The organism is Megasphaera massiliensis (assembly GCF_000455225.1).
GTDB lineage: Bacteria > Bacillota > Negativicutes > Veillonellales > Megasphaeraceae > Megasphaera > Megasphaera massiliensis.
Map to the genome: position 1 here is coordinate 861587 of NZ_HF954537.1, position 22887 is coordinate 884473.

The 22887-nt window shown below is 50.9% G+C and carries 22 protein-coding genes; 4 read left to right on the forward strand and 18 right to left on the reverse strand.

From position 1 onward, the window contains the following. The 6 genes from TX77_RS07405 to trmL form a co-directional block, all read right to left on the reverse strand. The coding region (locus tag TX77_RS07405) for a DUF362 domain-containing protein (RefSeq protein WP_044504126.1) at positions 1 to 630 on the reverse strand (630 nt) is incomplete at its 3' end. 126 nt (positions 631 to 756) lie between these two features. Continuing rightward, positions 757 to 2568, reverse strand: a complete 1812-nt coding sequence (gene typA, locus TX77_RS07410; RefSeq protein ID WP_044504127.1) for a translational GTPase TypA — start codon at positions 2566 to 2568, stop codon at positions 757 to 759. A 194-nt stretch (positions 2569 to 2762) separates the two neighbouring features. Further along, positions 2763 to 4070, reverse strand: coding sequence for an L-cysteine desulfidase family protein (locus TX77_RS07415; RefSeq protein WP_044504128.1), 1308 nt, complete (start codon positions 4068 to 4070; stop codon positions 2763 to 2765). A gap of 235 nt (positions 4071 to 4305) precedes the next feature. Continuing rightward, positions 4306 to 5232 (reverse strand): UDP-N-acetylmuramate dehydrogenase, encoded by a 927-nt coding sequence (murB, locus tag TX77_RS07420; RefSeq protein ID WP_044504129.1) that lies wholly within the window; start codon positions 5230 to 5232, stop codon positions 4306 to 4308. Beyond that, on the reverse strand, positions 5225 to 5569 hold the full coding sequence (locus TX77_RS07425; RefSeq protein ID WP_044504130.1) for a YlbF/YmcA family competence regulator: 345 nt from the start codon (positions 5567 to 5569) through the stop codon (positions 5225 to 5227). Before TX77_RS07425 ends, murB begins: the two co-directional genes overlap by 8 nt. 38 nt (positions 5570 to 5607) lie before the next feature. Further along, the gene (gene trmL / locus TX77_RS07430; protein WP_044504131.1) at positions 5608 to 6096 is read right to left on the reverse strand and encodes a tRNA (uridine(34)/cytosine(34)/5-carboxymethylaminomethyluridine(34)-2'-O)-methyltransferase TrmL; all 489 of its coding nucleotides are present in this window, start codon (positions 6094 to 6096) and stop codon (positions 5608 to 5610) included. A 158-nt stretch (positions 6097 to 6254) separates the two neighbouring features. Here trmL and TX77_RS07435 point away from each other — a divergent pair, with 158 nt between their 5' ends. From TX77_RS07435 to fliB, 3 genes are all read left to right on the forward strand, one after another. Beyond that, positions 6255 to 6683, forward strand: coding sequence for a hypothetical protein (locus TX77_RS07435; protein ID WP_044504132.1), 429 nt, complete (start codon positions 6255 to 6257; stop codon positions 6681 to 6683). 25 nt (positions 6684 to 6708) lie between these two features. Next, entirely contained in the window at positions 6709 to 7374 is a 666-nt protein-coding gene (locus TX77_RS07440; RefSeq protein WP_044504133.1) for a metal-dependent hydrolase, read from the forward strand. A gap of 70 nt (positions 7375 to 7444) precedes the next feature. Further along, positions 7445 to 8329: a flagellin lysine-N-methylase gene (gene fliB, locus TX77_RS07445; RefSeq protein WP_044504134.1), complete on the forward strand. Its 885-nt coding sequence runs from the start codon at positions 7445 to 7447 to the stop codon at positions 8327 to 8329. Between the two features lie 72 nt (positions 8330 to 8401). On the opposite strand, the gene TX77_RS07450 is transcribed toward fliB, so the two are convergent. The 9 genes from TX77_RS07450 to TX77_RS07490 form a co-directional block, all read right to left on the reverse strand. Next, positions 8402 to 9256: a polysaccharide deacetylase family protein gene (locus TX77_RS07450; protein ID WP_044504135.1), complete on the reverse strand. Its 855-nt coding sequence runs from the start codon at positions 9254 to 9256 to the stop codon at positions 8402 to 8404. Between the two features lie 10 nt (positions 9257 to 9266). Further along, positions 9267 to 9665, reverse strand: coding sequence for a hypothetical protein (locus tag TX77_RS07455; protein WP_044504136.1), 399 nt, complete (start codon positions 9663 to 9665; stop codon positions 9267 to 9269). A gap of 149 nt (positions 9666 to 9814) precedes the next feature. Further along, positions 9815 to 10099 carry a 50S ribosomal protein L27 gene (rpmA, locus tag TX77_RS07460; RefSeq protein ID WP_020311207.1) on the reverse strand — a complete coding sequence of 95 codons (285 nt, stop codon included), beginning with the start codon at positions 10097 to 10099 and terminating at the stop codon, positions 9815 to 9817. A gap of 19 nt (positions 10100 to 10118) precedes the next feature. After that, on the reverse strand, positions 10119 to 10427 hold the full coding sequence (locus TX77_RS07465; protein WP_044504137.1) for a ribosomal-processing cysteine protease Prp: 309 nt from the start codon (positions 10425 to 10427) through the stop codon (positions 10119 to 10121). Beyond that, entirely contained in the window at positions 10427 to 10738 is a 312-nt protein-coding gene (rplU, locus tag TX77_RS07470; RefSeq protein ID WP_044504138.1) for a 50S ribosomal protein L21, read from the reverse strand. Before rplU ends, TX77_RS07465 begins: the two co-directional genes overlap by 1 nt. Before the next feature lie 238 nt (positions 10739 to 10976). Continuing rightward, positions 10977 to 12158: an N-acetylmuramoyl-L-alanine amidase family protein gene (locus TX77_RS07475; RefSeq protein ID WP_230198081.1), complete on the reverse strand. Its 1182-nt coding sequence runs from the start codon at positions 12156 to 12158 to the stop codon at positions 10977 to 10979. Between the two features lie 383 nt (positions 12159 to 12541). Beyond that, positions 12542 to 13885 (reverse strand): S-layer homology domain-containing protein, encoded by a 1344-nt coding sequence (locus tag TX77_RS07480; protein WP_044504139.1) that lies wholly within the window; start codon positions 13883 to 13885, stop codon positions 12542 to 12544. A 315-nt stretch (positions 13886 to 14200) separates the two neighbouring features. Beyond that, positions 14201 to 15655 (reverse strand): [FeFe] hydrogenase, group A, encoded by a 1455-nt coding sequence (locus TX77_RS07485; RefSeq protein WP_044504140.1) that lies wholly within the window; start codon positions 15653 to 15655, stop codon positions 14201 to 14203. 199 nt (positions 15656 to 15854) lie between these two features. Then, the gene (locus tag TX77_RS07490; RefSeq protein WP_044504142.1) at positions 15855 to 17723 is read right to left on the reverse strand and encodes an ABC-F family ATP-binding cassette domain-containing protein; all 1869 of its coding nucleotides are present in this window, start codon (positions 17721 to 17723) and stop codon (positions 15855 to 15857) included. Between the two features lie 161 nt (positions 17724 to 17884). Here TX77_RS07490 and TX77_RS07495 point away from each other — a divergent pair, with 161 nt between their 5' ends. After that, positions 17885 to 19435: a putative polysaccharide biosynthesis protein gene (locus tag TX77_RS07495; protein ID WP_044504143.1), complete on the forward strand. Its 1551-nt coding sequence runs from the start codon at positions 17885 to 17887 to the stop codon at positions 19433 to 19435. 94 nt (positions 19436 to 19529) lie between these two features. Here TX77_RS07495 and TX77_RS07500 read toward each other — a convergent pair whose 3' ends face one another. The 3 genes from TX77_RS07500 to TX77_RS07510 form a co-directional block, all read right to left on the reverse strand. Further along, positions 19530 to 20702, reverse strand: coding sequence for a pyridoxal phosphate-dependent aminotransferase (locus tag TX77_RS07500; protein WP_044504144.1), 1173 nt, complete (start codon positions 20700 to 20702; stop codon positions 19530 to 19532). A gap of 142 nt (positions 20703 to 20844) precedes the next feature. After that, entirely contained in the window at positions 20845 to 22053 is a 1209-nt protein-coding gene (gene alr / locus TX77_RS07505; RefSeq protein ID WP_044504145.1) for an alanine racemase, read from the reverse strand. A gap of 57 nt (positions 22054 to 22110) precedes the next feature. Continuing rightward, positions 22111 to 22887 (reverse strand): serine hydrolase domain-containing protein (locus TX77_RS07510; protein WP_044504146.1); only part of this gene is annotated, 777 nt, incomplete at its 5' end.

A 22887-nucleotide genomic window follows, 5' to 3' on the forward strand; every position in this document is an offset into this window, starting at 1 on the left:
ATCCGAGCCGCATTCTTTGGCGCAGCGATGACAGTTGCGGCACAGGCTTTCGTCGACAACGGGTTTGCCTGACGAATGTTGTTCCATCTTACCGGCACGGCTGCCGCAGCCCATGCCGATATTTTTAATGGCACCGCCAAAGCCCGTCGATTCATGACCTTTGAAGTGAGCCAGGCTGATGAAGACGTCGGCATCCATAATGGCCCGGCCGATTTTAGCCGTTTCGACGTATTCGCCGTTTTTAACGGGGATTTCAACTTCATCTGTACCGCGGATACCGTCTCCAATGATGATCTGACAGCCTGTCGTCACCGTGTTATAACCATTGAGGTTGGCACAGTCCATATGTTCCAGGGCATGTTTACGACTGCCCGGATAGAGGGTGTTGCAGTCCGTCAAGAAAGGACGACCGCCCAATTCTTTAACGACGTCAGCAACGGCTTTGACATACTGCGGACGCAGGGATGCCAAACAGCCCAGTTCCCCGAAATGGAGTTTGATAGCAACGAATTTGCCTTCAAAGTTGATATTTCCGATGCCGGCCTTCTTACAGAGTTTCTGCAGCTTCTGTAAATTGTTCGTTCCCGGATGACAACGAAAATCGGTAAAATACACTTTTGATTTTTCCATAACCTTACCTCCTACCATAAATGACCTTAAACGGTTCTTTTTCATTATACGCCTTAGAGCATGCTCAAAGTCAAGAAAAAAGAAGGCTTACTGCAAGTGCAGCAAACCTTCTCTTCATAGGCTGTATTACTGGCCGCGGCGCATAGCCTTTTTGCGGTCGTGTTTGTCGAGGATAGCTTTGCGGATACGGATGCTCTGCGGCGTAACTTCGACGAGTTCGTCGTCATTGATCCATTCCAAAGATTTTTCAAGGCCCATATCTTGGGGCGGCGTCAAGCGCAGGGCTTCGTCCGATGCCGAAGAACGGGTGTTGGTCAAGTGCTTCTTCTTGCAGGGGTTGACATCGATGTCGACGTCGCGGTTGCTTTCACCGACGACCTGGCCGAGGTATATTTCTTCGCCCGGCTTAATGAACATCGTGCCGCGGTCCTGGAGGTTGAAGATACCGTAGCCCGTCGTCGTGCCCGATTCGAAGGCGACTAAGCTGCCGCGCGTACGGCCCGGGATGTCGCCCTTCCAAGGAGCATAGCCCTGGAAGACATGGTACATGATGCCGTTGCCCTTGGTAGCCGTCAGGAATTCACTGCGGAAGCCGATGAGGCCGCGGGCCGGAATGATGAATTCCAGGCGGGTGTAGCCGGAAATGTCGGTCATATTGACCATTTCCGCTTTACGGGTACCGAGTTTTTCCATGACAGCGCCCATGAATTCAGGCGGAACGTCGATAGTGAGCGCTTCCAGCGGTTCGCAGCGCTGGCCGTTGATTTCTTTCGTAATGACGCTGGGCTTGCCGATCTGAAGTTCGTAGCCCTGACGGCGCATTTCTTCGATGAGGACGGCGATATGGAGTTCACCACGGCCCGATACTTTAAAGGCATCGGCGCTGTCCGTTTCTTCGACGCGGAGGGATACGTTGGTCTGGATTTCGCGGAACAAGCGGTCGCGAAGGTGACGGCTGGTGACGTATTCCCCTTCCTGGCCGGCGAAGGGGCTGTCGTTGACGTAGAAAATCATGGACAAGGTCGGTTCGTCGATGTCGATGCGCGGCAAGGCTTCCGGATTCTGCGGGTCGGTGACGGTTTCACCGATCTTGAGGTCGGAAATACCGACGATGCAGGCAATTTCACCCATGCCGGCTTCTTCCTGTTCGACGCGCTTCAAGCCTTCATATGTGTAAACGCGGCCGATCTTAGCCTTGCGCTGGCTTTCGCCGTCAGTGACGACGACGTTCTGGTTGGCACGCATCTTGCCGCGGACGATACGGCCGATAGCGATTTTACCGACATAGTCGTCGTAGTCGAGGGTCGTAACCATGAACTGGAGCGGGCCTTCGAGATCGCCCTTAGGAGCCGGGCAGTATTTAATGATCGTATTGAACAAGGGTTCGAGGTTGTCGCTTTCTTCATCCATAGACGTTTTGGCAATGCCGTCACGGCCGTTGGCGTAGACAACCGGGAAATCGAGCTGTTCGTCACTGGCGTCGAGTTCCATGAACAGTTCCAAGACTTCGTCTTCGACTTCCGATACACGGGCACCGGGTTTGTCGATCTTATTGATGACGACGATCGGCTTCAATTGCTGTTCCAAAGCCTTGCGCAAAACGTATTTCGTCTGCGGCATGGGGCCTTCAAAAGCGTCGACCAGCAAAAGTACGCCGTCAACCATATTCAGTACGCGTTCAACTTCGCCGCCAAAGTCAGCATGCCCCGGCGTGTCGACGATGTTGATCTTGACGCCTTCATGCATGACCGATGTATTTTTGGATAAGATTGTAATGCCTCGTTCACGTTCGATGTCTCCCGAGTCCATGACCCGTTCTTCTACCTTTTCATTCGAACGGAAAACATGGCTCTGTTTAAGCATGGCATCGACGAGAGTCGTCTTACCATGGTCAACGTGAGCGATAATGGCAATGTTTCTAATATCTGTGCGTTCCATCTAATATCCTCTCTCTCATATAACAACATAGTTATAAACTAGGTTAGTATAGCACGAATAGAAAAAATTGTCCATGTTTTCAAGGCGCCGGCATTAATTTTACATCTTTACCCAAATTTTAATTAAGAAAAGCAAAACAGCACGAAAGGCCGTTCTAATCTCGCCTTTCGTGTTGTTTGAAGTAGATTTATTTCTTATGCTTGATTCTTGTGGAGCATGATTTCCAGGACTTCATCGTCGGTCTGCTGCATCCCCTTCGTCGCCAAGAAGCCGACATTTCTGAGACATTCATCCGCCGAATTAGCGACAAGACCGTCAGATCCGGCCACCCGCACGTCGCTGAGGGCTAAGAGGACCGCTTCATAAGCACTGGTAACCGAGGCCAGGACCTTCATGCCGCAGCTGTTGGCAGCGCCGTCACAGACCATGCCGACAACAGAACCTGACATGGTCGCTATGGTCTTTTCAATAGCGCCTAAGGGGTCGTCGTCGGCTAACAGCCAGGCCATGGCGGCAGCAGCTCCCATAGCAGCCGTAACGGTCGCACAGAAGGCCGAGAGTTTAGGCAGGAAACTGTGGGCATAGATGGCAACCATACTGGACAAGGCCAGGGCACGGACTCTTTTTTCTTCATCGACTTTTAAAAAGTCAGCCACGACCGTGACCGGTTCAGTTGCAGCAATGCCCTGATTTCCCGATCCGGAATTGGTCATAGCCGGAAAAGCAGCCCCGCCCATCCGTGCGTCGGAGGCGGCAACGGAGCGGATGCGGATGGCCTGCATCAAGTCGTCGGCCAAGAGGCCTTTTTTAATCATTTGCTGCAGGCTGTAACCTACCTTGAGACCGTACATCCCCGTAAGGCCTTCTTTCGACAAGTGGTCGTTGAGGCGTTCCGCTTCTATCAAAAAAGCGATATCCCCATAGGGTACGCGTTCAGCAAAATCGACGATATCGGCCAACGTCAGGCCATTGAGGAAGGCAATCTTGGGATCCTCTTCGCTGCCGGCCTCGACGCGTTCATCAAGAATCGGCCGACCGTCTTTTTCGATATAAACGATATTCGTGTGGTCGTCGACGATGATGACCTGTACCCGATGGTTTTCACCATATACAACGGCTTCGGCATAGAGCACATGAGGCGTATTGTCTTTGACGGAAACGGTGATCTTGCCGTCAGCGACGTATTTTTTCCCGAGAGTCACGACGTCCGGCGTCAGATGCTGCAGCACCTGAAGACCGGCATCGGCATCGCCGCCGAGGGCGCCGACAGCAGCCGCAATGGCAAGGCCCGGCATGCCCGTTCCCGGCACGGTGACGCCCATGCCGTTTTTCATCAAATTGGCTGACACCAGTCCGTCGATAAAGCGCACCGGTTCACCAAGTTCACGGGCAGCGACCGCCGCCGCGTAAGCCAGTGCAATCGGCTCGGTACAACCCGTCGCCGGCGTTACATCCGTTTTTATGATATCGATCATTTGCTTCCACACAGCCATCTTATCCATGGTACTAACCTGCCTTTTTCATAGATTTCCCCGCACCCCGTCTTTATAATATTATAATAACATTTTATTCATGCTCATACAACATAAGACGATTTGATTCCCCTTTCGGAAACCGGCCTAAAAAAAGCACAAAAAGGCAGCCTCCCGCCAACCGTTATGCCACCGAAAGGGACATGACAACTGAGGGTAAACTGCCTTTCCATATACATTTTTCAAACAAACCACGGATGACTGCTTAATCTTCCCCGATGATACGGACTTCTGTTTCCAAATGGACGCCATGGGCCTGTTCGACCCGAGCCTGCACTTCATGGATGACGTTGAGGACGTCCTTGGCCGAGGCATGCCCCGTATTGACGACGAAACCGGCATGTTTCGTCGATACCTGGGCATCGCCGCAGGACAGGCCTTTTAAGCCGGTCTGGTCGATGAGGGTCCCGGCAAAATATCCCGGCGGCCGCTTAAAGGTACTGCCGGCACTGTGCATCTCGAGGGGCTGCTTGCTGCGGCGGCGATGCATGAGATCGTCCATCTTGGCCTGGATTTCGTCGCCCTTGCCGCTGCGCAGGGTCAATTCGACTTCGACGACGAATTCCTGTGACTTCTGGAATCGGCTTTGGCGATAAGAAAAGCCGAAGTCCGGTGCTTCATAGGTACGGACGCTGCCCTTGCGGTCTACGACGCGTACCCGCGACACAACATGGCTCATTTCGCCGTCGTAAGCGCCGGCGTTCATGAATACGGCCCCACCGAGGGTTCCCGGAATGCCGCAGGCAAATTCCATCCCTGTCAGGCCATTTTCCTGAGCGAACTGGCAGACGTCCTTTAACATGTATCCGGCACTGGCCAAAATTTTACGGTCATGGCAGGCCAAGGTCTTTTTCAAGGACTGCAGCTGAATGACGACGCCGCGGATGCCGCCGTCGCGGACAAGGACGTTGGACCCGCCGCCGAGAACAGTGACAACCAAATCTAATCGCCGAGCAGCCCGGATGGCCAAAGACATTTCCTTAACCGATTCGGGCAGCACTAATACATCTGCCGGACCGCCGACGGCAAAAGTCGTATGTTCGCTCATCGGTTCGTTCAGCAGAATCCGTCCTGTGGGAATGGATTTACTTAATTCTGAGACAAAAGTCGTCAGTGCATATTTATTAATCAAGGATGCTCATTCCTTCTGCCATTGCATTTTGAATAATCTGAAATACTTCACCGGCCATACCCTGCCATTTGTTGTAATGGGTCAAATATTCTACAGCCGTTTCATTTCGTTTCACCAATTCGGCTTTCTGATTCAACAGTTCGATTTTCTTGCGGATCGGTTTATCTCCCATCGACTGGGCATAGGCGAGCTGTGCCTGGAGCATCAGAAAATCACGGACCAGCTTCTTGGTCTTTTCGTCGCTGTTAAGCTTCTCACCGGCAGCGAGAAGGGCCTTATATTCTTCACAATCCTGAATGACACCGGCCAATTCATGAGCCTTATCATAAATTTCCACGTTTTACACCTCATTATTCTAAAAATAGAGGGCCTTGACTATTGAAGATTCTTAATGCCAATGCCGCTCTTGGCCAAGCCCGGGAAACCGAGCTGACGCATAGCTTCATAGGATACGATGGCGACGGTATTCGACAGGTTGAGACTCCGTGCGTCTTCTACCATGGGAACCCGGAAACAGCGTTCAGGATTGGCCTTTAACAGGTCTTCCGGAAGGCCTTTTGTTTCCTTGCCGAATACGAGAAAGTCGTCTTCTTGGAACTGGATATCGGCGTAACACTGTTCCGATTTCGTCGTTAAATAAAAAAAGCGATGCTCCTTATATGTATCCAGGACTTCCTGAAAATTTTCATGGACCCGGACGTCGACGAGGGACCAGTAATCGAGTCCTGCCCGTTTTAAGTGCTTATCATCAATGGAAAACCCTAGAGGCTTTACCAAGTGCAGTGAAATATGATTGGCTGCACACAACCGGGCGACGTTGCCCGTATTGCCGGGAATTTCCGGCTCTACCATTACGATATGCATGTTATATCACTCTCCAATGGATATTGTACAGGATTTATACAGGAAGTACAAGAGGAACATTGCGTTTATGACTTTTTTATGGTACACTTATGAATAATAGTTATTGTTTAATAGAAATACAGTTTTTCTGTAAATTTTTTAGAAAGAGGTGTCTTTTTATGGACAATTTTGACAACATTGCTCAGTACCCTATGTATTTCGCTCCCGGCTGTAGATTGCTGCAGCTGCAGCCCCAGATGGTTTCCGAAGTCTATGACTACCTGCGTCAGCTCTTCGGCAGCAAAATGCATCTCTACACCCGCTGCTGTTTCCTCGACGACGCCAACCAGCACAACGACGAATCCGTCTTCATCACCTTATGCGATACCTGTTTCAAAATCTATGGCGAAACCTATGCCAACCTGCATATGCGCGACTTCTGGAACGTCTATGACGAATATAAAGACGTCTATCCTCTCGGTGACAAAGAAGACGAACTCCGCAAGACCTTGAAGAACACCTTCTGTGGCTCGCTCCCGCAGAAACACGTCAAGGATTGGCTCGAAGAATGGAAGAAATGGAGCTTGAACAGTACAGAAAAAGACTGATTCGTCTTTAGGAGCAGAGGCTATCATGAAATTTAACTACTATGGTCATTCCGCATTCACCCTTTCTGATGACGTTACGACGATTCTCTTTGATCCGTTCATTACCGATAATCCTTGGACAGACATCTGTCCCACTGATATTGCCTGTCAATACATCATCATCACCCACGGTCACGGTGACCACTACGGCGATGCTGAAGCCATTGCCAAGGCAAATGACGCAACGATTATCAGCACGGCAGAAATCGCAAACAAAGCGGCTGATGCAGGCTGTAAGGCTCATGCCATGCACGTTGGCGGCAGCGCTTCCTTCCCCTTCGGCAAGGTGCGGCTGACTCCGGCCTTTCACGGCTCGGGCATTGCAGGCGGACTGGCCTGTGGTGTCATCGTCGAATTCGGCGGCAAACGCGTTTACTTTGCCGGCGACACGGGCCTCTTCTCAGATATGAAAATTCTCGATCGCTTCGGTCAAATCGACTGCGCCGTCCTGCCCATTGGCGACAACTTCACCATGGGCATGGAAGATGCGGCCCTGGCAGCCTTATGGGTGCAGCCCCATTTCGTCATCCCCATCCATTACAAGACCTGGCCGATCATCGAAGCCGACCCGCAGGAATACAAAAAACTGACGGAAACGAAGTACAACATTCCTGTCCAGGTCGTAGATCCGGGAACGACATATGAATTCTAGCTTTCAAAAAAGGAGCTGTTACGGCAGCTCCTTTTTTTGTCTCCCTGTCACCTAGAAAGGACGCCTTCTTTTGATTATTCCTGATTTTTATCCCCATTTCCGCTGCAAGGCCGGCGACTGCCGCCATACCTGCTGCAAAGGATGGGAAATAGACATCGACGACACCACCGCCGCGTACTACCAGGATCTCCAAGGTCCGTTAGGCGAGGCCATCCGACACCATATCGAAGAAGGCCCTGATGCTTGGCACTTCGTCCTGACCGAAGACGAGACCTGTCCCTTCCTTCGTACGGACGGACTCTGCCGGCTCATCTTAGAAGGTGGCGACACCATCCTCTGCGATATCTGCCGCCTCCATCCCCGCTTCTTTGAATGGCTTACCAATGATGCCGGCCAAGAGTACCAACTCGGCGGCCTGGGCCTTGCCTGTGAAGCGGCCTGTGAGCTGCTGCTAAAGGAAAAAGGCCCCCTTCATTTCATCGACACGGAAGATCCGTCGGTATCTTGGACCTTAGGCGGCCTCTTACAGGATATTGGCTGCGACCTGCCAAAAGACCTCCTGACCTATGAGCCCAACCCATCAGAAAGCGCCAGCAAACGTCTCTTAGCCATTTTTTCTGAAACAGAACCTATCGACGAGGCTTGGACAGCGGCGCTTATGGCACTAAAAACGAAGCGGCCGGAAAGAGAAACCGTACAGGCATCCATCACACGTGACAAGGTCTTATACCAGCGGATATACGATTATATCTTTTATCGTCAGCTGGAAACCTTTGCCGACTCCCCCATAGAAACCCTTGCCTGCTATGCAGCCCGCAATACGGATTTTATCGCCCTTACGGCAACCGCCTCGGGCGATCTTCCAGAAGCTCTCCGCCGCTGGTCAGAACAAATCGAATACGATACAGACAACGTAAGACACCTAAAGGATGCCGTCCTTACGGGCAGACTGTAGGCGACACAGACAAAAACCCCGGTTCCAGGATGTACCTGAAACCGGGGTTTCATTGTCAAAGAAGGTTCCCTACTATGGTTCGGGAATATGCTGGGCCAAATCTTTGGTGATTTCGATATGGCTGAAATATTGGTGGCTCTTCCACAAAAGAGCACTAAAGGCACTGAAGGTCAGGCGGAACCGGAAATGGTTGAAACTGATAGGTCCCTCAAACAGCGGGACGCGGTCGAGGTCATAAGGGTCGTCCCAGGGGAAATCGCGGCCCGTATTAACCGTAAAGGCATAGCGGTATCCGGCTTCTTTCGTTTCCTCCATGACCATATCATTATACTTCCCTTCCGGGAAGGCGATGAACTCACAAGGCTTGCCCGTCGCCTTTTCGATGGCGGCTTTAGAGGCCTGCAGCTCATACCGTGCGCCCTGGCGGTCAAAGCTGGTCAAGGGCTTATGACTCATCGTATGGGATCCGAATTCCATGCCGTCAGCCGCCATTTCATGAACCTGGTCCCAAGTCAGATAGCCCGGCGTTCCCACGAGGTTGATAATGAGGAAGATCGTCCCCCTCATGTGATACTTCTTCAAGATGGGATAGGCATCTTCATAATTGTCGACATAACCGTCATCAAAGGTAATGAGGATTGGCCTGTCGGGCAAATCTCCTTCGCCCCGCATATAGGCATCGAACTGTTCCAAGGTGATAGCATGATAGTCGTTGTCATGAAGGTACTTTATCTGTTGTTCAAAATCGGCTGGCTTCATGGTCAGTACCGTATTGAACTTATTGTTGACCTGATGATAGTTCAAGACAGGCACGCCGGTCAGATGGTAGTTCGTCGAACCGAAATACCAAAAGGAAAACACGCCGATGAGTAGGACCAAGACGGTAAGGATGACGCCAATGATCCAGGAACATATTTTTTTCACCATAAGACTTCCTTTATTTTTTCATTTTTTCTGCGGTCTTGAAAAAATGGTTCTCTGTCAGCCATTCTTGATTTCCCGTTTCCAAGGCTTCTTTCAATTCCTTGACACAGATATTTTCCATCTGAATCGTCTCCATGGTCGTCGTCATGTACTTCGTTTCTTCGTACAGGTAGTTGTCCCATTCTTCTTTTACGACGGCATCTTTTAAGGCAAAGAGCAGGTCTTCCGACTCCTGCTGTATCGCCAGTAATTCAGTCCAATGGGCGTATTCTTCTTCAGTCAGGACGAACTCGCCGTACATATCCGTTTCTAATTGTTCCTGGGAACAGACGATGGGTTTGGCATAGTCTCTTCCCGTCTCGCGGTCATAGACGTGGAGCTCACGGTTTTCTCCATTGACAGTAACACGCATGGTGTACACCTCCGCTTGAGTTTAATCAAAGTAAATACAAGTTCTATTATACAGGATTTTAAGGCCGCGTCAAAGGGATTTTTGCAAACAAAAAAAGAACCGACACAGTCGGCCTGAGCCTCACTGCGGCAGTTCTTTTCTTCACGTATTTACGCTTCTACAGGGTATACGCTGACTTTGCGGTTGTATTTACCAGCGCGTTCGAACGCAACTTTGCCTGCAGCCGTAGCAAATAACGTATCATCTTTGCCGATGCCTACGTTAGTGCCCGGATGGAAGTGCGTACCACGCTGGCGAACGATGATGTTGCCGGCTTTAACGATGACGCCGTCATGGCATTTTACGCCAAGGCGTTTCGATTCGCTGTCACGACCGTTACGCGTGGAGCCTGTCCCTTTTTTATGAGCGAAAAGCTGTAAGTTGAAATTGAACATTCCGTCCACCTCCTGACATCTATAAGTCGAGTACGACGTATTCTCCATACTGTCGCACCATTTCCTGCAATCCTCTTGCCATAGTCCCTAAGATAATCTCTGACGCTTCAGAGGGCTCAGGAACCGTTACCGATAAGAATCCTTCGTTTACTTCATAGGGTACGTCCTTCGAAGCATACTCCATGAGACCCAACAAAGCAGTCTGTGACAGTGCCGATACGGCGGCACAGACAATATCGCTTCCTTCTTCTGCATAATCGGCATGGCCGCTTATGGTAAATCCCGTATAGCGATATTCCTTATCTCGATGCATCGTAATGGTAATCATTAGCCTTCGATTTTTTCGATAGAAACTTTCGTGAAAGGCTGACGATGGCCCTGACGACGACGGTAGTTAGATTTTGCTTTGTATTTGAAAACAAGGATTTTCTTTTCTTTACCCTGAGCCAATACTTTTGCCGTTACTTTAGCGCCTTCGACAACGGGAGCACCTACTTTAACATCACCGTCGTTGACGACTGCCAATACCTGGTCGAATACGACATTGGAATCAACATCAGCATCCAACTTTTCGACAAAGATATTGTCGCCTTCCTGGACACGATACTGTTTTCCACCTGTTTTAATAATAGCGTACATGAGTGACACCTCCTCATCAATATACTCGCTGGATACGGCGTTCCGTAAAAGGACGCTTACAAGCCTCTCCACGCGGCTTATCCATAGCCACTTATGCTACGACTCATCCACTATATCATGAATCATCGGGACTGTCAATATAAAAGCCCTTGGAAACTTACAAAACAGCCTTTGTCCCGGACAGACAATATCCCCGTCACGGCCGAGCCGATAACGGGGATATTCGAGAGAAACGGGATTAGTTTCCGTTGTGATTAAAGTAGTCCGCCAACCCTTTTACAATGCTTTCGGCAAAGTTCTGCTGCTGAGCCTCTGTATTGAGGGCCTGTTCTTCGCTCGGATTGGAGATGAAGCCCAATTCGAGGAGCGTCGCCGGCATGTTGGTATGCAGGAGGACGTAGAAGTTGGCCGTCTTGACACCGCGGTCAGAGAAGTTCGTCGCCTTCATGTTCTGCTGGTGAATGTAGTTGGCCAGGCCGTAATCATAAGGCGTCTTGCTGTTGTAATAGGCCGTGACACCGCCGGCAGACGGTGAATCGAAGGAATCGATGTGAATGCTGATGAATACGTCAGCCTTGGCGGCATTGCCAATATTGCTGCGGGCCTGCAGTTCTTCTACGGCACCGTCATACGGAGCGTAGACGTCGACGTCAGTCGTGCGGGTCATGACGACGTTGGCACCGGCTGCATTCAACAAGGAAGCAACCTTCTTAGAAATGGCCAGGGTAATGTCTTTTTCCTTCGAAAAAGCACCGACAGCACCGGAGTCTGAGCCGCCATGACCGGGATCGATGGCAATGGTCTTGCCCTGAAGCCCCTTGGTCAGGCTGTAAGACTGGCTGCTGGCGTAGACAGGAACGGTCGTAGCCGATGGTTTGGCCGGAGTCGTCGTCTTTGTCGGCGACTTCCAGGTCGAAGACGGCTTTACCGCCGGTTTGGACGTGGTCTTACTGTTCTTGTCGGTACTCCACTGTTTAACCTTACCGGACTTATCGTTTATGTCGATGACGACACGGCTTGACCCCTTCGCGCCCGTCGCCCCGGGAAGGGTAAAGACTTTGACATCGTTCTTGGTCACCGCCTGGGGCACCTTGATGGTGACATCCGTACCGGCTGAGCGCGACGACAGTTTCACGCGGGATATGACGTTACTATTAGGTTTGTAGGTTTTATCTACCTTCTTACCGATGCTGGTATTGGGCAAGGTTACAAAAACATACTCGCCAGAGTTATCGATGTAAAGTTTGGGATTTACCTTGCCGCTGACATCGAGAACGGTCCGGACAAAAGGCGTATTGGCATCGTTTCGCGTTGCCGTCCGCACATTGGTAATTTCCGTTTTCGCCGCTGCATGAGCTGATACCATCGGAATCAGACAGATGAGCATGATAAGCGGAAGCATCCATATTTTTTTAAGCACGCTATCTTCTCCTTTACGATCCTAAACTGTTAACTTATTTATTATCCCACGAATAGCCGAAAAAGTCCATATTGGAGTGCAAATAAGTCAAATAGCCACTCTTTTTTAACTCCATTTTAGGATAAATCTCAAATTTTCAGCGATTCCGTCACATCGACTCATGGTGATAACGTTTCAAGGTAATTACACACCGTATCTTCACAACGTCCCCCATTCACGATTAGTGAAGTATAACGAATATGTAAGAATTTTGATATCTCGTTACGAGTATTTATACTTATGCTTTAGAATATTGTTTTTGCAAACCACCTCCCCCTATGCGAAAGAGGACTGCCAATTGACAGTCCTCTTTCGTGTTTTATCTATGCAGGGGAGGATGACTCTTAGAATAAGAAGTTGATTTCTACATCCGTGAATTCATCGGGATCGTCCGAGCCGTGTTTAGCTTTAGTGCCAAAGGTCTGAGCAGCCGTGAGGACGACGTTTTTCGCCAAGGTGTAGTCGATGCCGACACCCCAAGACTTGACGTTGTCGAGGACGCTGTCATCGCGCCAAGAGTTCGTCGCACCGCCGAGGAGGGCGCCTTTATCAGAGTTGAGGTATTCAACCCAAGCATCCCACGTACCTTTCGTATCGCTGTCAGCCGAGCCGTAAGTCAATTTGCCGATCCATACTTCCGGATCCTTCGTATATCCATCACTGAGCTGAGCGCTGTTGCTGTTAATCTTTTCATAGTTCGCCAAAGCGTTCCACTTGCCAAAATTCAAGCTGGCATAAGCACCCCAGAGATCATCGGCTGCAAAGTAATCGCCTGTATTGGTGCCGCCGCTGACGGAGAAGTCATTGTAATAAGCACCGATAGCAGAACCTGCCGAGCTGCCGCCGCCGAAGATGCCTTCTAAGACGCCGTAGCCGGTCTTGACACCGTCCAGGCCGTCATCGTCGGAACCTGCAATGTCGCCGGCTTTAAACTTACCATAGCCGCCGGTTACCGCAAAGTGGTCGCCGGAATAGGACAATTCAGCGCGGTCGAAGACGTCGCCGTACTGGAAGCCGTAGGCATGATCACCGCCGAGGACGTACGTATCGGTACGGCCTACGCTGAGGTTCCACGTATTGCCGCCGAAGTTGTAATCGACTTTGGCATTATCCGTGAAGATATCGTTGTTGCTGTCAGCTGCACCGTTATCAGCAAAGTTAAGGTCGTTGGTGCTGATACCGTAGGTTACCGTCGTACGGTCATTGACCTGTGCATTGGCACGAATACGAACACGGTAATCCCAAGAGGAATCATTGCGGTAGCCGGCGCCGTCGTTGCCGTTAGCAGAGCCACGGCTCTGGTGCTGGAAGCGGACACGAGCATCACCGGTCAATTTGACATTGCCGACGCGGTTTTCAAGAGCACTGACGCGAACGCCGAGGTTGTTGAGTTCGTCAGCGAATTCATCAGCCAATTTGTTGATGAGAGCCCGCTGTTCAACAGAAGCCTTATCCATGTGGGCCATGGCTTTAGCGACCATTTCGGCAGCTTCATAACGGGTAATGTTGCGCTGACCCTGGAAGTGTTCGCCGTCGACACCCTGGATGATGCCGGCATCAGCCAATTCTACGACAGATTTATACGCCCAGCTGTCAGACGGTACATCGACGAAGGGATTGGCTGCAAAGGCGCTGGCAGCACCGGCAGCCATCATAACGGCTAAGGTTGTTGTGATTTTCTTTTTCATTATGTATACCTTCTTTCTTGGTTTTCAAGCCAGAAATGACAGGTTATACAGATTATCTTCATTCGCTGCAATCGAGTGTTCCTAATTTCCTCTCACCTAAAACAAAGATAAATACTGTCTTAAACCTCCATCTCATAGCTTGTTACAATGAGTACATACTTATTATAGCCTTACATGATATTGGTTGTCAATATCTTATTTATTGTATATATTTTTTATCCACAATGGTTATAAAACCCGCCGCACAGCCATCGGCAAAAATCCCGACAAAAAAAGGCCCTGCAAAAAGATGCAGGACCTTTGTGATAAATCTCCTTATTCAGCTGTCGGAGGTTTGTATTTCGGTGACATGGGATTCGTTTGAGGCGTAAGGTTCTTCATGCGGCCCAACTGATCGCTCTTATCGGAGAAATAAGTATGTAAGGTAAATTCTGCCATTTCCGACAGTGGTTCATCGAGGAATACTTCATAGAGTTCGGCGATTTCCGGATTCTGCCAGCTGGCCTTGACGTCCGTATCGGCATCGCTCTGATACAAGGACGCCGTCCGGGCTTCTTGTACCTTTTTGATTTGAGGCATCTTGACTTTCGGCTGACCGCCGCCGCCGATGCAGCCGCCGGGGCAGGCCATGATTTCAATGAAGGAATAGTCTTCAAAGGCATCTTCCTTGATGAGTTCGTCGATAAAGGCCCTGGCATTGGCAAGGCCACTGATAGCTGCGACGTGGATGACGAAGTGACCGAAGATGACCGTCGCTTTCTTGACGCCTTGCAGGCCTCGTACCGGTTCAAAGGGGATGAAGTCCTTCGGTGCCGGACGGCCGGTGAACATATGATAAGCCGTGCGGATGGCCGCTTCCATAACGCCGCCGGAGTTGCCGAAAATACGACCGCCGCCGGACGAAGACCCAAAGGTCTTATCGAAATGGCTGTTTTCCAAAGCATCGAAGTCGATGTTTTCTTCCTGGATCCACTTCGCCAATTCCCGCGTGGTGATACAGATATCGGTATCGCGGATTTCCGGTTCATCCCAGAACAGGCCGGCAGCGCTCAGCTGAGGACGTCGGATTTCAGATTTCTTCGCCGTACACGGCGTAACGCAGACATTGACGATTTTCTTGGGATCGATATTTTTCTGCTGGGCAAAATACGTCTTGATGATCGGGCTCAAGATGCTGATTGGGCTCTTCGTCGACGACAGATGAGGAATGAGGTCCGGATAGAACGTTTCCGCAAATTCGACCCAGGCCGGGCAGCAGCTGGTGAACTGCGGGATAGGAATTTCTTCAGACTGCAGACGGTGCAGGAGCTCCATCGCTTCTTCCATGATGGTCATATCGGCACCAAAGTCGGTATCAAAAACGTAGTCTGCACCGAGGGCGCGAAGGGCCGATACCATTTTCCCTTCGACGAAGCTGCCCGGTTCCATGCCAAAGGCTTCCCCGAGGCCGACGCGGACGGCAGGAGCCGTCTGAAAAATAACGATCTTATCCGGATCGTTCAGAGCTTCCTTGACCCGGCCGACGTCATTGACTTCGTTAATGGCATCAAAGGGGCAGGCTGTCGCACACTGGCCGCAATGAACGCAAATCGGCAGATCGCCGGTACTGGACAGGGAGTAATAGTCGAGTACGGTCTGCGTGTCGGCACAGGCTCTGCGGCATAAGGTACAGTTCTTACACTTAGTCACGTCGAACTGAACGGCACAGTTATGTTCATCAATGGGGACGCGGCGGTCGATGTTTTCAAAGCGGGAATGAAATTCAGGCATGGCGAATACTCCTTTTCGGTCTGAAATTTAAAATGCTGGGTATGATGTTGGCAGCGCCAAGAACTATGTAACATTTTATCACAAACTTTGTTACTTATAGGATAATACAAACCAGCATAAATTTCCATTGCTTTTAGAGAATTCGAGCCCCTTTTTGCCATATTTCCTATGCTTTTTTATCATGTTTAAAAAATTACGGTTACTCCCCTTTTAAATCTTCTAACTCACACCATCTTTCCGTCAAAGCATCTACTTTCTCTTGCGTTTCCTTTTGATCGGCCAAGAGAGTTTCCACTTGTTCGTAATTACTGCCGGCGGCGGCGATAGCCGCGTTGATTCCTTTGAGCATGGCCTCATAACGAGGCAGTTCTTCCGTAATTTTCTTCAACTCTTCTTCTTGGCGCTGCGTCAGTCCGGCCTTAATCTGTACCGCTTTTATATTCGTTTTAGTAATAGAAGGTCCAGAGGCTTTTTCACTTTTCTTTTCTTGGTGATGGCTGTATTTTTCTTCCAAGTATTCACTATAATCGCCGTAAAATCGTTCCCACTGCCCCGCGTGTAATGTGAAAAGTTTATCAACCACCCGATCCAGGAAGTAACGATCGTGAGACACGACGAGGACGACACCTTGAAAAGTATCGAGATAATTTTCAAGGACCGTCAGGGTCGGAATATCGAGGTCATTCGTCGGTTCATCTAATAAGAGCACGTTGGGCTGATCCATGAGCAGGCGCAGTAAATAAAGGCGCCGCCGTTCACCGCCGCTTAACTTGGCAATGAACGTATGCTGCATCTCTTCGGTGAACAGGAATTGGTCGAGGAGGCGCGTTGCCGAAATGCGCTGGCCGAATTGGTTGACCACAAAGTGCCCCCGTTCCTGAATGTAATCGATAACCCGCATCGATTCATCAAAATCGGGCAGCCGCTGGGTAAAGAATCCAAAACGAACGGTCTGTCCGATAGTAAGGGATCCTTCCGTCGGAACTAATTGGCCGGACAGGACTTTGAGCAGGGTCGACTTGCCGACGCCGTTGGCACCGATAATTCCGATGCGGTCATGTTTAACGACGTGATAATCGACGTGTTGGAACAAGGGCTTGACCGGGTCGTAACCAAAGGCCACATCGTCGATGTCGAGGATGGTTTTCCCCAGGCGGGCTGACGTGTCGAGAAACTCGACTTCACCGATGGGTTTGCCGTTTTCAATAGCACAGAGCTGTTCATACCGTTCTTTTCGGGCCTTCTGCTTCGTCGACCGGGCCTGGGCACCGCGCTGAATCCAGGCTTTTTCCCGACGGATGAGGTTGCGCCGTTTGGCTTCACTGGCTTTATCCCGCTCCAGTCGTTCCTGGCGAAGTTCGAGATACTGGCTGTAATTGCCGGCATACGTATAGACATGCCCTCGGTCGAGTTCGATCATCGAATCGACGACGGTATCGAGAAAATAGCGGTCATGGGTACTGAGCAGGATAGCCGATTTGCTGTCGCGGAGGTATTCTTCCAGCCAAAGGATCGTCTGTTCGTCGAGATGGTTCGTCGGTTCATCCATGATGAGGAGGTCGCAGGGCATAATCAGCGCCCGGGCCAGGCCCAGACGTTTGCGCTGGCCGCCGGACAGGTCGTCAACGGATTTCGTAAGGTCAGAAATCCCCAGTTTGCCGAGGATGATTTTGGCTTTCGACTCCAGTTCCCAGGCCTGCTGGCGGTCCATTTCGGCACTGAGGGAGACGACGGCCCGGTCATCCCCTTTTTGAACGGCCTCTTCGTACTGCCGGAGAAGCTTCATGACCGGCAGATTGCCGTCAAGGACACTCTCAAGGACCGTGTGGCCTTGTACGAACTGCGGTTCCTGGGGCAGATAATGGATGCGCGCCTTGGGATTGAACCACAACGTGCCGCTGTCCATATCGGACAGACCGGCAATGATCTTGAGGAGGGTCGTCTTCCCCGCCCCATTGAGACCGATGAGTCCCAATTTCTGCCCGCTGTCGATGGCGAAGGTCACGTCGTCGAAGAGGACGCGAAGGCCGTATGATTTTTTTACCTGTTCTACTGTCAGTACATTCATTATAATACATCACTTTCTCTATCTGGATTTTACGTTTACACTAGCACAAAGACTGCCAAGATGCAAGCCTTTCGGCCGGCCTTTGACTATATACAAGGCCTGGCAAATGTGATAAAATTAGTTGTTATCGTGATAAATTTCTAGAGAGATAAGGGGTTATTATGGCAAACAAGTTTATCTCGGGCACCTTGATCCTGACCTTGTCCGGTTTTGTCGTCAAAGCCATTGGCAGTATCAACTGGATCATCTTGTCCCGTATTCTCGGCGGTGAAGGCATCGGCATCTATCAGATGGCCTTTCCGATTTACCTCTTGGCACTCGATATTTCCAGTGCCGGCCTTCCCATTGCAATTTCCATTATTACGGCTGAAAAAGTAGCCAAAGAGGATTACTTCGGAGCCCAGCGCATCTTTCACGTATCCCTGTCGATGCTGTGTACGACGGCCTTTGTCCTGAGTGTCCTCATGTTCTTTGGCTCCAGCTTCCTTATCGATGAACATATCATCCGAGAAAGCCGGGCTTACTACTCGCTCATCGCCCTGGCACCGGCCATCTTCTTTACTACGATCATCGCCGGCTATCGCGGCTATCTCCAAGGCTGGCAGCAGATGACACCGACGGCCTTGTCCCAAATTGTGGAACAGTTGGTCCGCGTCGTCGTCATGCTGGGCTTTGCCGCTCTCCTGTTGCCTTACGGCCTCGATTATGCAGCCGGCGGCGCCAGTCTCGGTGCCGGAGCCGGGGGCCTTGCCGCTTGGCTGGTTCTCGTCTATTACTATTATAAACTGAAGCGGTCCCTTCCCGTCGACGGACCTGTTTTCGAACAGGAAAAAATCAAGGATATCTTAAAGCGCCTCGTCGTCCTGGCGATTCCTATTTCCCTGTCGAGCATCATGCTCCCCGTCGTCTCCAACCTCGATCTGCTCATCGTACCGCGGCGGTTAGAAGCTGCCGGCTATGCTACCCATCAGGCAACGGCCCTCTACGGCTACCTGACGGGCATGTCAGTCCCGCTCATCAACCTGGCCACCATTTTGACAGCCGCCATGGCCATGAGCCTGGTACCGGCTATCAGTCACAGCTTTACCTTGAAAGAGTACGGTGAAATCCGGGAACGGACGGCAACGTCCATGCGTATCGCCTTTTTGGTCACCATCCCCTTCAGTGTCATCCTCTACGTCATGGCAGAACCTATCGTCACCTTCATCTACAACGCCCCAGCCGCAACAGAAGCGACAAGGGCCGTAGCCATCGCCATCTGTTTCTTAGGTCTGCACCAGATTTCAACGGCCATCCTTCAAGGCCTCAAGAAGCCGAAGATTCCGGTCATCAACATGGCCCTGGCCTGTATCGTCAAAGTTCTCTGCAACTGGTTCTTAGTCGCCATCCCGGCCTTTGGCATTACCGGGGCCGCCTATGCCACCGTCGCCGACATCGGCGTTGCGGCCGTCCTCAACATGTGCTTCATCTACCGTGAGATCGGCTACGTCATTGAAGTCAAGGTCATCTTAAAGAACATCGTCTCGGCTGCCGTTATGGGCGTCGCCATGTACTTTATGTACCCTTACCTTTTCAGCCATATCGGCCTATTCTTGGCCCTCTTCCTATCGTGCATCATCGGATCGGTCATCTACATTGGCGGCATGGTCTTAAGCGGCGGTGTTACCCGTCAAGACGCTGCAAAAATGCCCTTCATCGGACGATTCATCTAAATTCATCGGACATAAAAAAGGAGCTGCCCCTCAGGACAGCTCCTTTTTTATGGAAAATTTGAGAAATCAGTTGATAAGCAATACAGAAGTAAGATTATTTGCGGTATTTTTCGACGAAACGGCCCATTCTCTTGAGCGCTTCTTGGATCGTTTCCATGCTGGTTGCATAAGAGATGCGGACAAAGCCTTCACCCTGTTCGCCAAAGGCCGTACCCGGAACGACGGCAACTTTTTCTTCCTGGACCAACTTTTCGCAGAATTCAGAAGACTTCATGCCCGTGCAGCGAATATCCGGGAAGATGTAGAAAGCGCCCTTCGGTTCAAAGACCGGCAGGCCGATGTCGCGCAGGCCTTTATAGATAACTTGGCGGCGGCGGTCGTATTCCTGACGCATAGCTTCTACTTCTTCATCGCAGTCCTTAAGGGCTGTAATCCCACCGAACTGAGCCGTCGTGTTGGCGCACATGATGGCATACTGGTGGAGTTTTAAAATCGGTGCTAACCCGTCGCGAGGTGCGCAGATATAGCCGAGACGCATGCCGGTCATAGCATGAGCCTTGGAGAAACCGTTAAATACGATGGTCCGTTCGCGCATGTCCGGTAATTTAGCGAAGGTCGTGAACTTAGCATCGCCGTACATGAGTTCGCAGTAAATTTCGTCAGCCATGACGATTAAATCGTGTTTTTTAACGAATTCAGCGATTGGCATTAATTCTTCGGCCGTCATAACCGTACCGGTCGGGTTGTTCGGATAGCCGATGACCAAAGCTTTCGTCTTCGGCGTAACGACTTTTTCCAGAGCAGCCACGCTCAGTTTAAAATCATCTTCCGGATAAGTCGGTACGAATACGGCTTTCCCGCCTGCCAATTCAACAGCTGCCGGATAAGCTACATAAGCCGGGTCAGGAATGAGGACTTCGTCGCCCGGTTCAGTCATAGCCAACAGAGCCATTGCCAAGCCTTCGGAAACGCCGACCGTAACCAAGATTTCATCTTTCGGATCGTACTTGACGCCATAGCGTTTTTCAAAGGTTTCGCTGATGGTTTCACGAAGTTCCATCATGCCAGAGTTGCCGGTATAGCTCGTTTCTTTCGCATCGAGGCTTTTCTTCATCGCATCGATAACTTTGTCCGGGGCCGCAAAATCCGGTTCGCCGATACTGAGGGACAGGACGCCTTCGACCTGGGCTGCAATATCAAAGAATTTGCGAATCCCCGATGGCTTGATAGCCCTAACATTTGCCGCTGTTTTGTCGTTCCAATTCATACTAATACACCGCCTTTTCCTATGATTATTTTTGCACTTTAATATGCATTCTTTACATATATTATATCACTTTTGCAAGAATGATAAAAGGTTTATAACAAAAAAATACTGTCCTCGTGAGAGGAACAGTATTTTTTCTTATCTATTCGCTTATGGGCTTGTCAAACAGATACTCTTCCCGGCCGACGGCTTTGCCGTTTTTCATATAAACACGGGGAACGCGGCGGGATAAATTGCACATGATTTCATAATTAATCGTACCGCAGACACGGGCGATTTCTTCGATGGAAATGAAGCTGTCGCCTTGCTGACCGAAAAGGACGACTTCGTCTCCGGCGTGAACGTTGGCTTCACCGCTGACGTCGATCATGCACTGATCCATGCAGATCGTCCCGACCTGAGGGACGCGGTGTCCGTGATAGAGGACGTCGACCTTGCCCGACAAAATGCGGGAATAGCCGTCGGCATAGCCTACGGGAAGGGTCGCGATTTTACGGCGGTCCGGTGCCGTATAGTGCCGGCCATAACTGACGGTCGCTCCGGCATCGATGAGTTTGACGTGGGCGATACAGCAGCGAAGGGACATGACCGGCCGCAGGTCGTAGGGCGTAATATCGATTTCCGGCGACGGTTCACAGCCATACATGATGATACCCGGCCGCACCATGTCGCAGTAATATTCGGGAAGCTCGAGGACGGCCGCACTGTTGCAGCAGTGGCGCAGGGCAATGTCAATGCCTTCTTCTTCCATACGCTTACACATCCAGCGAAAATGGCCGTATTGTTCGCGCGTAAAGGTCTTATCCTCACAGTCCGATACGGCAAAGTGGGTAAAGATACCGCGGACTTCGATATTGGGCAGGGCTGCCAAGGTCTTGATGTCGGCGACGCTGGCTTCATTGACGGGAAAGCCGACGCGGCTCATGCCCGTATCGATGGCAATATGAACTCGCAGGACCTTGCCAAAGCGCTGAGCTTCTTCGGAGAAAAAACGAGCATTTTTCAAGTTGAAGACGGCCGGTTCAATATCATAGGTAAGGAGTTCTTCCGTCCGCCTGGCATCGGTATGGCCGAGGATGAAGATTTCCTTATCAAGGTGGGCATAGCGCCGCAGTTCAACGGCTTCATCTAAACTGGAAACGGCAAAGCAGTCGGCTCCGTTTTCGGCAAAGGTGCGGGCCAATTCGACGCTGCCGTGGCCATAGGCATTGGCCTTGACGACGGCCGCTATCTTGACGTTTGGACCGACGTGTTTTCGAATCTGACGCATATTATGGGCCGCGGCATCGAGATCAATCTGGGCCCAAACGGCCCGCCGGGTAAAATTCATCGTACTTTCATAAGCATTCATGTCTATATCGCCTTCCCCTATGGAACTTTCCGTATTGGTATCATCATAGCACAGGGCCTAAAGGCCGTCAATAAAACGACACAGACCGTCGAGAACCCGTTCTTCCCAGATATAATTGGTACTGAAAACGCCGGCGCTTCGCGGATCTTCTTCAGAGACTCCCTCGCCGTTCATGATGTAGGCAAAACCGCTCTTCGTTCCCGGTATGACAAAGATTCCCGACAAGAGGCCAAAGGCCTGCCCCGTGTGTCCCCAAAGAGAAAAATCTTTCTCCCGACAGGGACGAGCCGGGCCGGTACCATCCACCAAAAAGGCCCCTAAGCCATAAGAAAAAATCGTCTGACCACAGGTATCGCCGTTGTGGCCGTCATACTGCCACTGAGGCCGAAACATCTCCCGTAAGGAAGAAGGACTAAGGATTCGCCGCCCTCGATACTCCCCGTCATGAAGGATCATCTCGAGAGTCTGCCCCATTTCTGCCAGAGACAGGCGCAGGCCGCCTTGAGGCGAAAAAAAGGTGGCATTGGTCCCCCGTCGATATCCGTCCAGCTTATAGGTCTGACAGACCGTTTCTGCATAAGGATTTTGAAGGGCAACTGTCTCTTTTTCCGGCTGCCGGCCTTCAAAATCATCGATCCGCCCCTGCCAGCTGCCGCCTTCATCGTCCTTACCGTAAATAGTACCCAGTTTTTCAAATGCGGCTTGCGGCAGGTTGCCCGGCACATAGTCGCCTCGGCAATCGAGATCCTTTAGGATGTGCCCCTTTTGATACTGGTCAAAGCGCTGACCGGTCACGGCTTCGATGACCGTTCCCAAGAGGCCGTAATTTAAGTT